This is a genomic window from Streptomyces sp. NBC_00536, assembly GCF_036346295.1.
Lineage (GTDB): Bacteria > Actinomycetota > Actinomycetes > Streptomycetales > Streptomycetaceae > Streptomyces.
Map to the genome: position 1 here is coordinate 2,683,695 of NZ_CP107819.1, position 13,510 is coordinate 2,697,204.

Consider the following 13,510-nt stretch of genomic DNA (forward strand, 5'->3'; position numbering starts at 1 on the left):
GATGCGTGAGTACTCGCCCGACCTGACCCCCGCGTGGAAGCGCCCCCGCCCCGTCCCCGAGGTCCCCGCGGACCCGGACCTGGTGGTCGAGGAGGCCGGTACGGGCTTCTGCGGGGCCGTCGTCGGCTGCGAGGCGGGCACGGTGACCCTGGAGGACCGCTTCGGCAAGCGGCGGGTCTTCCCGATGGAACCGCGCGGCTTCCTGCTGGACGGGGCCGTGGTGACCCTGGTGCGGCCTTCCCGGGCCCCCGCGGGCCCCGCGCGCACGGCCTCGGGCTCGATCGCGGTCCCGGGCGCGCGGGCCCGCGTGGCGCGGGCGGGCCGGATCTACGTCGAGGGGCGCCACGACGCCGAACTCGTCGAGCGGGTCTGGGGCGACGACCTGCGCATCGAGGGCGTGGTGGTGGAGTACCTGGAGGGCATCGACGACCTCCCGGCGATCGTGGCGGACTTCGCCCCGGGCCCCGACGCCCGCCTGGGCGTCCTGGTCGACCACCTGGTCCCCGGCTCGAAGGAATCCCGCATCGCGGCCGCGGTGACCTCACCGGACGTCCTGATCGCGGGCCACCCGTACATCGACGTCTGGCAGGCCGTGAAACCGTCCGCCCTCGCCATCCCGGCCTGGCCGGTGATCCCCCGGGGCCAGGACTGGAAGACGGGCATCTGCCGAGCCCTCGGCTGGCCGGACAACACGGGCGCCGCCTGGCAGCACATCCTCTCCCGCGTCCACACCTACCAGGACCTGGAACCCGCCCTCCTGGGCCGCGTGGAAGAACTGATCGACTTCGTCACAGCCCCCTGATCCCGCCCAATCCAGCCCTGCCGACGCCGGGGCACCCCCACCCCGGCGTGCCGACGTCCCTGGCGCGCCACCTCCAGCCTCGCCGGCGTTTGAGGCGCCCCCACCCAGGCCCGCCGACGCCCGGGACGCGCCCACATTGCCAGCCCCGCCGGCGTTTGAGGCGCCCCCGGAGGGCAGGTGCGGCCGCACCTGACGTCGGACCTCAGCGGTAACCGGGGGGCCTGGGGTCGGCGGGCTGGTGCCGCTCGGCCGGCCCTCCGGGGGCGCCTCAAACGCCGGCGAGGCTGGATTTGCGGCACCCAGCGTCGGCAGCGCCGGGTCGGGTCAGTCGACCAGGTCGCGGACCACCGCGTCGGCCAGGAGGCGGCCGCGGAGGGTCAGGACGGCCCGGCCGGCCGCGTAGGGGCCCGCTTCCAGCAGCCCGTCCGCCAGGGCTCGACGGGACGCCGCCAGCCCAGCCGCCGCGAGCAGCGCCAACGGCACGCCGTCCACCAGCCGCAGCTCCAGCAGGATCCGCTCGACCCTCCGGTCCTCGTCCGAGAGCAGCTCGCGCCCCGCGCCCGGTGAACGCCCCTCGGCCAGCGCGGCGGCATAGGCCCCGGGGTGCTTCACGTTCCACCACCGCACCCCGCCGACGTGCGAGTGCGCGCCGGGCCCGGCGCCCCACCAGTCCGCCCCGCGCCAGTACAGCTCGTTGTGCAGGCAGCGCCCGGCCTTGGTGGTGGCCCAGTTGGACACCTCGTACCAGTGGTACCCGGCCTCCGCCATGACCGAGTCCGCGATCAGGTAGCGGTCGGCGTGCACGTCGTCGTCCGTCATCGGGACCTCGCCCCGGCGGATCCGGCGCGCCAGCTGGGTGCCTTCCTCGACGATCAGGGCGTAGGCGCTGATGTGGTCCGGTCCGGCGCCGAGCGCGGCGGCGAGCGTGGCCCGCCAGTCGTCGTCGGATTCCCCGGGGGTGCCGTAGATGAGGTCGAGGTTGACGTGTTCGAAGCCGGCCGCCCGGGCTTCCGCGACGCACGCTTCGGGGCGGCCGGGGGTGTGGGTGCGGTCCAGGACCTTCAGGACGTGCTGTTTGGCGCTCTGCATGCCGAAGGAGACGCGGTTGAAGCCGCCGGCCCGCAGTTCGGCCAGGTACGCCGGGTCGACGGAGTCCGGGTTGGCCTCGGTGGTGATCTCGGCGTCCTCGGCGAGGCCGAATTCGTCCCGGATCGCCGCGAGCATCCGGACCAGGTCCGCGGCGGGCAGGAGCGTGGGCGTACCGCCGCCGACGAAGACCGTGCGGACGGCCCGCGGGTCGTCGCCGAGCACCTTGCGGGCGAGGCGGACCTCGTCGATGAGGGTGTCGGCGTAGTTCTCGCGGGAGGCCAGCACTCCGCCGGTGCCGCGCAGCTCGGTGGCGGTGTAGGTGTTGAAGTCGCAGTAGCCGCAGCGCGTGGCGCAGTAGGGGACGTGCAGGTAGAACCCGAGCGGCCGGTCCGCCGCACCCGCCAGGGCGTGCGACGGCAGCGAGCCGTCTTCGGGCATGGGTTCCCCGTCGGGGAGGGCGGAAGGCATGACCCCATTGTCCCGCACGCCGACCCCGTCCGGGTTCGGCGTGCGGGAGCACGGCCGCCGCGGGGGTCAGGCCTCGTTCGAGCCCGCGTACATCTCGTCGATGAGCGCCTTGAACTCGCGCTCGACGACGGGCCGCTTCAGCTTGAGGCTGGGCGTGAGGTCGCCGTGCTCGACGTCGAGGTCGCGGGGCAGCAGGCGGAAGGTCTTGACCGTCTGCCAGCGCTGGAGGCCCTCGTTCAGGGTCTGTACGTACGTCTCGACCAGGCGGTTGGTCTCGGGCGCGGCCACGACCTCGGCGTACGTCTTGCCCTCCAGCCCGTTCTCGGCGGCCCAGCCGAGGATGGCGGGGCCGTCGAGGGCGATGAGCGCGGAGCAGAAGTTCCGGTCGGCGCCGTGGACGACGATGTTGGAGACGTAGGGGCAGATCGCCTTGAAGCGGCCTTCGACCTCGGCGGGGGCGACGTACTTCCCGCCCGAGGTCTTGATCAGGTCCTTCTTGCGGTCGGTGATGCGCAGGTAGCCGTCGGGGGACAGTTCGCCGATGTCGCCGGTGTGCAGCCAGCCGTCCGCTTCGAGCACCTCGGCGGTCTTGTCGGGCTGGTTGTGGTAGCCCTCCATGATCCCGGGGCCGCGCAGCAGGATCTCGCCGTCGTCGGCGATGCGGACCTCGGTGCCGGGGAGCGGCTTGCCGACGGTGCCGGTGCGGTAGGCCTCGCCGGGGTTGACGAAGCTGGCCGCGCTGGACTCCGTCAGGCCGTAGCCCTCCAGGATGTTGATGCCCGCGCCGGAGAAGAAGTAGCCGATCTCGGGGGCGAGGGCGGCGGAGCCGGAGACGGCGGCGCGCAGGTGGCCGCCGAAGGCGTCGCGGAGCTTGGAGTAGACGAGCGCGTCGGCCACGCGGTGCTTGGCGGCGAGGGCGAGGGGGGCCTTGGCCTGGCCGGTGCGGCGGAAGTTGTCCTGGGTGACCTGGGCGTATTCGCGGGCGACGGCGACCGACCACTTGAAGATCTTGTACTTGGCGCCGCCGCCGGCCCGGGCCTTGGCCGCGACTCCGTTGTAGACCTTCTCGAAGATGCGCGGGACGGCCGCCATGTAGGTCGGCTGGACGATCGGCAGGTTCTCGATGATCTTGTCGATCCGGCCGTCGACGGCGGTGACGTGGCCGACCTCGATCTGGCCGGAGGTCAGCACCTTGCCGAAGACGTGCGCGAGCGGCAGCCACAGGTACTGGACGTCGGAGGCGGAGATCATGCCGGTGGCCACGGTGGCCTTGGCCATGTACGACCAGTTGTCGTGCGGCAGCCGCACGCCCTTGGGGCGGCCCGTGGTGCCCGAGGTGTAGATGAGGGTGGCGAGCTGGTCGGCGGTGATCGCCGCGACCGCCTCCCGGACCGCCTCGGGGTGCTTGGCGAGGTGTTCGGCGCCGCGCGCTTCGAGGTCGGCGAGGGAGAGCACCCAGCCGTCGGGGTCCCCGTCGGCCGCGAGCGCGTCGGCCGTCTCCAGCACGATGACGTGCGCCAGGCCCGGGAGGTCGGCGCGGTGCGCGCGGGCCTTGGCGAGCTGGGCGGCGTTCTCGGCGATCAGCACCCGGCTGTCGGAGTCGGCGAGGATGAACGCCGACTCCTCGCCGTTGGTGCTCGGGTAGATGGTGGTGGTCGCGGCTCCGGCGCACATCACGCCGAGGTCGGCGAGGATCCACTCGACGCGGGTGCTGGAGGCGAGGGCGACGCGCTCCTCGGACCGCACCCCGAGGGCGATCAGGCCCGCGGCGATGGCGAAGACCCGTTCGGCCGCCTGGCCCCAGCTGAGCGACTTCCACTCGTCCGGTCCCTGGCCTGGGGCCGCGATGACCGGATAGCGGTAGGCCTCGCCGTTCGGAGTCGCGGCGACGCGCTCAAGGAAGAGGGCCGCCACGGTGGGCGGGCGGTTCTCGATCATGGTCTGTGTGTCGCTCACGACATCCTCCGGACCGGTCCACGCGGCAGGGCGTGAAGACGTGGGGACTGGCGGGTTTCTTGTGACTGGCGAGTAACCAACGAGCAGTGATCAGAGTAGATGGCCGCCCCACCTGTGCGTAAGGGCCGACGGGCGGCCGGTTCATAACGAAACGGGCCCCCGCGCGTGTGCGCGGGGGCCCGTTCCGGTGCCATGGGGCGAAGCGTGGGGCGGAGCCGCTTCTACTTCTTCTTGCCGCCGGAGTCGTCGCTGGACAGCACCGCGATGAAGGCCTCCTGGGGGACCTCCACGGAGCCGACCATCTTCATCCGCTTCTTGCCTTCCTTCTGCTTCTCCAGCAGCTTCCGCTTACGGGAGATGTCACCGCCGTAGCACTTGGCGAGGACGTCCTTGCGGATGGCGCGGATGGTCTCGCGGGCGATGACCCTGGATCCGATGGCGGCCTGGATCGGGATCTCGAAGGCCTGCCGCGGGATCAGCTCGCGCAGCTTGGCGACGAGGCGCACGCCGTAGGCGTAGGCGGCGTCCTTGTGGGTGACGGCCGAGAAGGCGTCGACCTTGTCGCCGTGCAGCAGGATGTCGACCTTGACCAGCCCGGAGGCCTGCTCGCCCGTGGGTTCGTAGTCGAGGGAGGCGTAACCGCGCGTCTTGGACTTCAGCTGGTCGAAGAAGTCGAAGACGATCTCCGCGAGCGGGAGCGTGTAGCGGATCTCGACCCGGTCCTCGGAGAGGTAGTCCATCCCGAGGAGGGTGCCGCGGCGCTGCTGGCACAGCTCCATGATCGCGCCGATGAACTCGGAGGGCGCGAGCAGGGTGGCCCGGACGACCGGCTCGAAGACGTCCTTGATCTTGCCTTCGGGGAACTCGCTCGGGTTGGTGACGGTGACCTCCTTGCCGTCCTCCAGGACGACGCGGTAGACCACGTTCGGCGCGGTGGCGATCAGGTCGAGGCCGAACTCGCGCTCCAGGCGCTCGCGCACCACGTCCAGGTGGAGCAGGCCGAGGAAGCCGACGCGGAAGCCGAAGCCGAGCGCGGCGGAGGTCTCCGGCTCGTAGACCAGCGCGGCGTCGTTGAGCTGGAGCTTGTCCAGCGCCTCGCGCAGGTCCGGGTAGTCCGAGCCGTCGAGCGGGTACAGACCGGAGAAGACCATCGGGCGCGGGTCCTTGTAGCCGCCGAGGGCCTCGGTCGCGCCGTCGTGCAGGCTGGTGATGGTGTCACCGACCTTGGACTGACGGACGTCCTTCACGCCGGTGATGATGTAGCCCACCTCGCCGACGCCGATGCCGTCGGCCGGGGTCATCTCCGGGGAGGAGACGCCGATCTCCAGCAGCTCGTGCGTGGCGCCGGTCGACATCATCCGGATGCGCTCGCGCTTGTTGAGCTGGCCGTCGACGACACGGACGTAGGTGACGACACCGCGGTACGAGTCGTAGACGGAGTCGAAGATCATCGCGCGGGCGGGGGCATCCTTGGGGCCGACCGGGGCCGGGACCGTGGCGACGATCTTGTCGAGCAGCACGTCCACGCCGAGACCGGTCTTCGCCGAGACGCGCAGGACGTCCTCGGGCTGGCAGCCGACCAGGTTCGCGAGTTCCTCGGCGAACTTCTCCGGCTGGGCGGCCGGCAGGTCGATCTTGTTCAGGACCGGCACGATCGCCAGGTCCTTCTCCATCGCCAGGTACAGGTTGGCGAGGGTCTGCGCCTCGATGCCCTGGGCGGCGTCCACGAGCAGGACCGTGCCCTCGCACGCGGCGAGGGAGCGGGACACCTCGTAGGTGAAGTCGACGTGCCCGGGGGTGTCGATCATGTTCAGGATGTGCGTGCTGCCCTGGCTGTCACCCGTGGTGGGCGCCCAGGGCAGGCGGACCGCCTGCGATTTGATCGTGATGCCGCGCTCACGCTCGATGTCCATGCGGTCGAGGTACTGGGCACGCATCTGCCGAGAGTCGACGACGCCGGTCAGCTGCAGCATCCGGTCGGCGAGGGTCGACTTGCCATGGTCGATGTGCGCGATGATGCAGAAATTGCGGATCAGCGCCGGGTCGGTACGGCTCGGCTCGGGCACGTGGCTAGGGATCGCGGGCACGCAGTGTCCTGATTCTCGGGTCGCAGTCGAAACGAAGGTCAGAGCGAAAGTCGGATCTCGTCGGAGCGAAGTCGGATCTATACGCAGACTCCCATGGTCCCATGGCCGGGGCAGTGCGGCCGGTTTGGGCCGGTCGGAGCGCGGCTGGTACCCTGGGCAGCTGTGTGTCGTCTGCCCTCTCAGCGGACGGCGCGCAATCCGAAGATCAAACTCTGAACCTGAAAAGGCTCTTTCGTGGCGAACATCAAGTCCCAGATCAAGCGGAACAAGACCAACGAGAAGGCGCGCCTGCGTAACAAGGCCGTCAAGTCGTCGCTCAAGACCGCGATCCGCAAGGCCCGCGAGGCCGCCGCCGCCGGTGACGTCGAGAAGGCCACCGTGGCTTCTCGCGCCGCTTCGCGTGCGCTCGACAAGGCTGTCTCGAAGGGTGTCATCCACAAGAACGCCGCCGCCAACAAGAAGTCGGCGCTGGCGCTCAAGGTCGCCACCCTGCAGGGCTGAGCTTTCTGATGTGAACGCCGGGACGGACCCAGCGGGCCCTCTCTCCCGCTCCTGACCGGCACCCCGCGCCGCACACGGCCTGCGTTCGCCACGCGGGTGCGGCGCACAAAGAAACACCAGGTCATAGGCCTAAAACGTACTGCCCGCCCGGATCCCCCCGGTGCGGGCAGTACGCATTTTGTACACGTGGATTGGATCAGACCTCCGCAGTACGGGCGAGCACTGCGGACCGGCGGCCGACCTCCAGAGCGTCGGCAACCTCGTCCAGACGGTCCGGGAACAGATGCCCGTAGACGTCGAGCGTCATGGCTGCCGACTTGTGGCCGAGCATCAGCTGGACCACCTTCACGTCGGCCCCGGCCGCGATGGCCAGTGACGCCGCAGTGTGCCTCAGCTTGTGCGGCGTGATCCCCAGGCCGGACAGGCCCGCCTCCTCCACCGCGGCATCGAACTCCGGCCGCCACGTCCCGTACCTCAGGTGCGTGCCATCTGCCCCCGCGAAGACGAGAGCGCTCGCAGCCCGGCCCTCCACAAGCGGCTTCACCAGCTCAACCAGCGACCGCAGCAGGGGAACGGACCGCTTCTCGTGGTTCTTCACCGGCCCGAGCTTCATCCCGCCCGTGACGCGGGTGTGGGCCTGCACGATCCGAAGCCGACGCTGCTCAAGCTGCAGGCGTCCGACCTTGAGGGCGGTGGCCTCGCTCCAGCGGATGCCGCAATAGCCCAGCACGAGGATCAGCGTCCGGTACTCTCCCGCCGCGTCCGCCAAGGCCGCCAGCTGCTCGTGGGTGAGATAGACGTGCTCGTCATCGTCCTCGGACTTGGCCAGCTCGTGACCGGCGAACGGATTCGCGTGCACCCTGCCAGCCTGCAAGGCCCTCTTCATCACCATGCTGGCGACCAGGTGCACCTTCTCCACCCGGGCCGCGCTGAGCACCTTGCCGCGCTTACCCGGCTGCTTGCCCAGCTCGGTCAGCCAGGCCGACACGTCTTCCCAGCGAATGGCGGCGACCTGCCACGTACCCCACTTCGGGATCACGTACAGGTCGAGCAGCTCCCGGTAGTCGTTCCGGGTCCGCTCCACCGGCTTCCGCAACGCGCCATGCCACTCCTCGGCCACCTCCGAGAACAGCGTCTTCCCCTGCTTCGGATCCCGGTACGAGCCCTTAGCGAGCCTGGCCGTCAGCGCGCCCACCTCGGCCTCCGCCTGAGGGAGCTTCTGGAAGGTGAGCGCCTTCCCCTTGTTGTCCGGCCCATACCAGCGGACCCGCCACCGGCCGGGGGGCTGGCGCTTGCTGCCCTTGCGTTTCGCGGCCTGCCAGTTCTCCATGGCCAGCTGGTAGTCCGCATGGGTCTCGCGGTCCTCGATCCAGACTCGCGCCATCAGCCCTCCTCGAAGGCTTCGGGATCCAGCTGCTTCAAGCGGTCCAGGCTGGCGCCGCCGATGGAGGCCAGGAATTCGTACTTCTGCCGCACCTGTGCCAGCTGGTCCGGCGTCCGCTCACCACGCAGGATGAGGTAGTTCGGTTCCCTCAGCCACTGGGGCAGTCCGTACAGCTGGTGCTCCATCTGCTGCGTCTGCTCAAATCCCTCCTTGAGCAAGAGGGGCCTACGCCCCTGAGCCCAGGCCCAGGCATCCGAGGCAGGCATCGAGCCCCCTCCGGTGACCTCCACTGTGTCCTTGGGAGAAGGCGTCAGCGGCAGCAGCAGCGCCGAGGGAGAAACGCCGAAGACGACAGCCAACGCGGACAGATCATCAACGGTCACCTGCCGCTCTTGGCGCTCGATCTTCGCCACAGCCGACGGAGCGATAGGCCTGCCAACCTTCTCCAGAGCGGCGGACAGGCTGTAGATGGATAGACCTCTCAGCTCGCGCACGCGGCGAACGTTCGCGGCGACGTTCGCGGCAGTAGATCCGTACTGGGTGGCGGCCCGGGGCCGGCGCGTCTCGCTCATGGTCCACAGACTAGGCGGCGGGGGTGTCCATTTCACGCTGTGAGGTGTTACCTTCATCTCTGTCACGTGTCGACTCTACACATTTCAGTGTCGAGAGTGAACACCAGTGAGGAGGTATTCATGACCACCAAAACGGTGGCCGCAGCGATCAAGAAGGCCATCCGCGACGAGCTACTCAGCCCGCGGCAGGTCGAATCGGAGTACGGGTTCAGCGTGCAGACCCTCGCCAACTGGCGGTGGACGGAGCAAGGGCCGGACTACATCAAGACCAGTCCCGGCCGCGGCGGACGGATCCGATACAAGCGCTCCGCGATCGAACGGTGGCTCGACGAGCGCACCGTGAGCGGAGGCGCCGCAGCATGAACCGGAACGCGAAGGACCCCCGGCAGGGCCTAACTGCCAGGGGTCCGGAAGTCTCCGCGGCTGGCGGTTCGACTACGTCCAGCCTCTCACAGGAGCAGGCCCCGCGTGTAGCGGGTCGGCTCGACACGTACAGGTCCCGGTCCCGGAAGTGGCACCGGCAGGTCAAGGTCGAGCGGTGCCCCGGATGCGGACACCCGCATCTGCACCGCGCACCTCTCCCGCTCGTTCGCTCCGTCCTCAAGACCGGCCCGTGCGGGCTCACTTACGTCGTGCAGCTGCGCGTCGAGGCGGTGACCGGGTGAGCGCATTCGCTCGCGTCACCGATGCTCTCGACGCGCACGGCAGCAAGGGCCGCGGCAACGCCTGGCAGTGCGTCGCCCACGAGGACCGTTCGCCGTCCCTGTCGGTCACCAACGGCGCCAAGGGCGTGGTCATCAACTGCCACGCCGGATGCGCGACCGAGGACGTCGTCAGCGCCCTCGGCCTGACCATGGCGGACCTGTTCGACGAGCCCCTGCAGAAGCGGGAACGTCCCCAGGTCGTCGCCGAGTACCCCTACGTCGACGAGCACGGCCAGGTCCTTCTCCTCGTGCGGCGCATCGAACCGGGCTACGACGGGGAGCGCAAGACGTTCCGGCAGTACCGGCCCGATGGGCAGCCGGGGGTGTCCGGCATCCGCCGAGTGCTCTACCGGCTCCCCGAAGTCCTCAAGGCGGTGAAGGCCGGCGGCCCCGTGTTCGTTGTCGAGGGCGAGAAGGACGTCGACAACCTGCGGGCCACCGGTGCCACTGCCACGTGCAACGTGGGAGGGGCGGGGAAGTGGAGCGACGACTACACCCGCTCCCTGGTCGGCGCCTCCGAGGTCATCGTCATCCGTGACCGCGACGAACCGGGCGCCAAGCACGCCGCGGCTGTCGTGGCGTCGGTCCAGGCGGCCGGGATCCCGGTCCGGGTGCTGGAGCCGGCGCGCGGTAAGGACGTCTCAGACCACCTTGCGGCGGGGCTCGGCTACCCGGATCTGCTCACCCCGGATTCGCATCCCACAAATCCCAAAATGCCGGTGCCGTCCCAGGGAGCGGGACCGGACCCGAGTTCTGGGATTTCTGGGACGCAGATCCTTGATGGCGGGTGGGACGAGCCGATCTCTCTGGCAGCGGCCCCGGTCCCGCCGTTCCCCGTCGCCTCCCTGGGGAGCCTCGGCGAGTTCGTCACCGCGGCGGCCGAGTCCCTGCAGGTGCCCGTCGACCTGGTCGCGTTCGCCGCTCTGGCGACCATCTCCACGGCGACGGGCGGCCGGCGGCGGGTGCAGGTGAAGTCCGATTGGCAGGAGTCGACGGCCCTGTACCTCGCGGCCCTGGCGGATTCCTCCGAGAAGAAGACGCCCGCCCTGAACGCCGCCGCGAACCCGCTCCGGGAGGTCGAGGAGGAGCTGATGGAGGCGGCTCGCCCCGACGTCGAGGCGACCGCCCAGGAAATCCGCATCACCACGGCCCGTATGACGAAGGCCGAGCAGAACGCCGCCAACTCCGACAGTGACAAGCGGCTGTCGGCTGAGGCGGATGCCGAAGCGGCCCGCGTGAAGCTCCTTGAGCTGGGCGACGCCCCGGAGCTGCCCCGGCTCCTGGTCCGCGACATCACCCTCGAAGCGCTCGCCAAGCGCATGTACGAGCAGGGAGGCCGGATCGGTTCCCTGGCTTCCGAGGGCGGCCTGTTCAAGGTCGCGGCGGGCCTGTACGGCAACAACGGCAAGGCCAATACCGATCTGCTGCTTGAGGCGTACACGGGAGGTCCGTACACCATCGACCGCACCGGCCGGGCGTCTTCTCGGATGTCACACACGTTCCTGGCCCTCGGCTTGATCGTGCAGCCCGGCATCATCTCCGGGCTGGAGAAGCAGAACCCCGAGTTCAGGCAGTCCGGTCTCCTGGGCCGCTTCCTGTACGCGAAGCCGGCACCCACGGAGACGGACACCTTCGACTCCCCGCCTATCCCCGTCCAGATCGCCAACGCCTACGACCACCGGATCCGGGACCTCATCAAGCAGGTGTGGGCCAGCCCCGACGTCCTGACGATCGAGCTGTCGGAACCGGCCCGGAAGGCGTTCGGGGAGTTCTACAACGCGTTCGCCAAGCGGCGGAAGCCCGGCGGGGACCTGCACGACCTCGCTGACTGGGCGGGCAAGCTGCGCGGCCAGCTCATCCGCGTAGCGGCCTGCCTCAGCCTTTACGAGGACCCCGGCGCCCGCGAGATCAGCCATCAGCGCATCACGGACGTCCTGGCGATGACCCCGTACTTCATCGCCCACGCCCGCGCCGTGTTCGACCTCATGGGCAAGAACCGCGAAGGAGCCGTCAAACCCCTCCGAGACGTCGTCGGCTGGCTCCGGAGCCGCAGCAACCCCGGGGACTCCTTCTCCGCCCGCGATGCCTGGCAGGCCCTTAAAGGCCGGGAGTGGGCCACGGAGATGGACGTCATGAACGACGTCCTTCTGCAGTTGGAGGAGTACGGCTGGCTGGCGCTGATTCCCCCACCCGATACCGCACGGCGCGGGCGCAAGCCCTCCCCTCGATTCGACGTACACCCCTACATCGCGACGGCCAAGGAGGCCCCGTGAACGTTGACGACATCGTGGCCGAGCGGATAGAGCAGGCACGCCGAAGAATGGCAGCCGATCGGTGGCGGCGTGCCGAACTCGCAGCGGCGCGGGAGCGCGGCCTGCAGGCCCGGCACGCCGCCAAGCTCAAGCGCCCTGAAGAGCGGGCGGCCACCCCCTGGCCATCTCTGTATGAGTACGCGCTGGCCCACCGATGCCCCGCCTGCCGGGCACCCATCGGCACTCCCTGTACGGCACCCAGGAAGCAGGCGGCAGCAGCAAGGAGGAACGGCCTGCGGTGCGAACTCGGCCTCGCCCCCTGCGACACCCGCAACGAGGAGATGCACGCGGCCCGCCACGACATCGGCCGACGGCACTACCGGCGCGACGTCGGCAACGCCCCCTGGCCTGAGGGCCGGATCCCCGGCCAGCGATACGACTCCCTCGACGGTGCCGCATGACCCGGTCGCGGCGGAAGATGACGCAGCTCTGCGACGCGTGCGGTACATCCGCCCGCCGCGGCCGGTACCGACAGTGCCCCAACGGCTGCGGGGCCCGGCTCCACACGCTCGCCACCGGGCCCTGCAGCGACGCCCACGCCCCCGTCTGCCCCAACCACCAGCCCCACCCACAAGCCACCGAAGGAGACCCCGCCATGACCCCTGAAGAGATCCGCTCCCGCCTCGACAGCAACGTCCGGCGCATCAACGCGCTGAAGAATCCCGGCGCCCGCGCCAAGCAGACGATGATCGCCCGCGCCTACATCGAGGCCCGCGAGGCGCTCAGCCAGCTGCGGGAGCAGGAGATCGAGCAGATCGGCCGCGAGCGCACCAGGCTCGACCGGAAGCTGTTCGGCACCAACGGGTTCAGCCCCGACCCGAACGCTGTCATCGCCCGCCGCGACGCCAACGACCGCGCTGCCAAGCTCGAGACGCCGGCCGAAGCCGCGCACGCCCTGCGACGAGCCGAGCGTGAAGGCGACCACATCATGGCCAAGGCCATCGCCGCCAAGGCAGCCGACTACTCCGGCGACCCGGTATGGGCACAGGTCGTGCACCAGTACGTGGCCGACAAGCCCGACGAAGCGGCCATCCTGCAGGCCATGCAGGACCTGCCCGACACCGACGACGGCGTGTGGCAGATCACCAAGGCCATCGAGTACAGCGCTCCCAAGCCCTCCGAACTGGGCGAGCAGCTGCCCGAGGGGCTTGCCGCGCTGCCCCTCGACGGCGACGCACCGACAGCTGCGTGAGCCCCGAACTTCGGCGTCAACGTCATCGACTTCGATCATCAGACGATCGATGAACGAGCAGTCGAACCGATGGTGCGGAACCGACTACTGCAAGCCGCACCAGCGCCGACGCCCCGACCGACACCCCAGCGGGCCCGGTCGGGGCACCCCCGCACCCACCCAGGGCCACCGGGCAGGGGGAGAGGCGGACCGAGGTCACACAGCGACTTCGGTTCGAGCAAGCAAGACGAAACAACATCGAAAACCGTTCGAAGAGCGAAACGAAATCGATCAACGAAGCCGGAAGAACCTAAAGATCAACAGGCTGCGCCGGGAGGCGGCACCGCCGACCACGCGACCGACCGGAGCCGACGGCCGGAGGGGTGGGGGGATATCCCCCTGGGCGATCTTCCCGGATCGGAGCCGTGTACATGCCGTCTGTGGCCCCACGTCTGGGGCTTTTG

At 69.8% G+C, this 13,510-nt stretch carries 11 protein-coding genes; 6 read left to right on the forward strand and 5 right to left on the reverse strand.

Features of this window, described 5'->3' with window-relative positions:
* The first annotated feature begins 1 nt into the window (after window position 1).
* Window positions 2-802, forward strand: a complete 801-nt coding sequence (locus tag OHS33_RS11675) for a DUF3097 domain-containing protein (protein WP_330330322.1) — start codon at window positions 2-4, stop codon at window positions 800-802.
* Window positions 803-1,126: 324 nt separating this feature from the next.
* Here OHS33_RS11675 and hemW read toward each other — a convergent pair whose 3' ends face one another.
* The 3 genes from hemW to lepA all read right to left on the reverse strand — a co-directional run bounded on the left by hemW (window position 1,127) and on the right by lepA (window position 6,402).
* Window positions 1,127-2,359: a radical SAM family heme chaperone HemW gene (hemW, locus tag OHS33_RS11680; RefSeq protein ID WP_330330323.1), complete on the reverse strand. Its 1,233-nt coding sequence runs from the start codon at window positions 2,357-2,359 to the stop codon at window positions 1,127-1,129.
* Window positions 2,360-2,425: 66 nt separating this feature from the next.
* Entirely contained in the window at window positions 2,426-4,315 is a 1,890-nt protein-coding gene (locus OHS33_RS11685; protein ID WP_330330324.1) for an AMP-dependent synthetase/ligase, read from the reverse strand.
* A 221-nt stretch (window positions 4,316-4,536) separates the two neighbouring features.
* A complete protein-coding gene (gene lepA / locus OHS33_RS11690) occupies window positions 4,537-6,402 on the reverse strand; it encodes a translation elongation factor 4 (RefSeq protein WP_330330325.1) in 1,866 nt (621 codons plus the stop codon).
* 234 nt (window positions 6,403-6,636) lie between these two features.
* Here lepA and rpsT point away from each other — a divergent pair, with 234 nt between their 5' ends.
* Window positions 6,637-6,903 (forward strand): 30S ribosomal protein S20, encoded by a 267-nt coding sequence (gene rpsT / locus OHS33_RS11695; RefSeq protein WP_330330326.1) that lies wholly within the window; start codon window positions 6,637-6,639, stop codon window positions 6,901-6,903.
* Window positions 6,904-7,099: 196 nt separating this feature from the next.
* On the opposite strand, the gene OHS33_RS11700 is transcribed toward rpsT, so the two are convergent.
* Window positions 7,100-8,287 (reverse strand): tyrosine-type recombinase/integrase, encoded by a 1,188-nt coding sequence (locus OHS33_RS11700; protein WP_330330327.1) that lies wholly within the window; start codon window positions 8,285-8,287, stop codon window positions 7,100-7,102.
* Window positions 8,287-8,859 (reverse strand): helix-turn-helix domain-containing protein, encoded by a 573-nt coding sequence (locus OHS33_RS11705; protein ID WP_330330328.1) that lies wholly within the window; start codon window positions 8,857-8,859, stop codon window positions 8,287-8,289. Before OHS33_RS11705 ends, OHS33_RS11700 begins: the two co-directional genes overlap by 1 nt.
* A gap of 120 nt (window positions 8,860-8,979) precedes the next feature.
* Here OHS33_RS11705 and OHS33_RS11710 point away from each other — a divergent pair, with 120 nt between their 5' ends.
* From OHS33_RS11710 to OHS33_RS11725, 4 genes are all read left to right on the forward strand, one after another.
* Window positions 8,980-9,222 carry a helix-turn-helix domain-containing protein gene (locus tag OHS33_RS11710; RefSeq protein WP_330330329.1) on the forward strand — a complete coding sequence of 81 codons (243 nt, stop codon included), beginning with the start codon at window positions 8,980-8,982 and terminating at the stop codon, window positions 9,220-9,222.
* A 298-nt stretch (window positions 9,223-9,520) separates the two neighbouring features.
* Window positions 9,521-11,836 carry a DUF3987 domain-containing protein gene (locus OHS33_RS11715; RefSeq protein ID WP_330330330.1) on the forward strand — a complete coding sequence of 772 codons (2,316 nt, stop codon included), beginning with the start codon at window positions 9,521-9,523 and terminating at the stop codon, window positions 11,834-11,836.
* On the forward strand, window positions 11,833-12,276 hold the full coding sequence (locus OHS33_RS11720) for a hypothetical protein (protein WP_330330331.1): 444 nt from the start codon (window positions 11,833-11,835) through the stop codon (window positions 12,274-12,276). Before OHS33_RS11715 ends, OHS33_RS11720 begins: the two co-directional genes overlap by 4 nt.
* A gap of 194 nt (window positions 12,277-12,470) precedes the next feature.
* Window positions 12,471-13,067: a hypothetical protein gene (locus tag OHS33_RS11725; protein ID WP_330330332.1), complete on the forward strand. Its 597-nt coding sequence runs from the start codon at window positions 12,471-12,473 to the stop codon at window positions 13,065-13,067.
* Window positions 13,068-13,510 lie beyond the last annotated feature (443 nt).

What these genes read in the sequence shown, in the direction of transcription:
- OHS33_RS11705 (WP_330330328.1), bottom strand. Translation starts at nt 8,859, where the DNA reads ATGAGCGAGACGCGCCGGCCCCGGGCCGCCACCCAGTACGGATCTACT.
- OHS33_RS11710 (WP_330330329.1), top strand. Translation starts at nt 8,980, where the DNA reads ATGACCACCAAAACGGTGGCCGCAGCGATCAAGAAGGCCATCCGCGAC.
- OHS33_RS11725 (WP_330330332.1), top strand. Translation starts at nt 12,471, where the DNA reads ATGACCCCTGAAGAGATCCGCTCCCGCCTCGACAGCAACGTCCGGCGC.
- hemW (WP_330330323.1), bottom strand. Translation starts at nt 2,359, where the DNA reads ATGCCTTCCGCCCTCCCCGACGGGGAACCCATGCCCGAAGACGGCTCG.
- OHS33_RS11700 (WP_330330327.1), bottom strand. Translation starts at nt 8,287, where the DNA reads ATGGCGCGAGTCTGGATCGAGGACCGCGAGACCCATGCGGACTACCAG.
- OHS33_RS11675 (WP_330330322.1), top strand. Translation starts at nt 2, where the DNA reads ATGCGTGAGTACTCGCCCGACCTGACCCCCGCGTGGAAGCGCCCCCGC.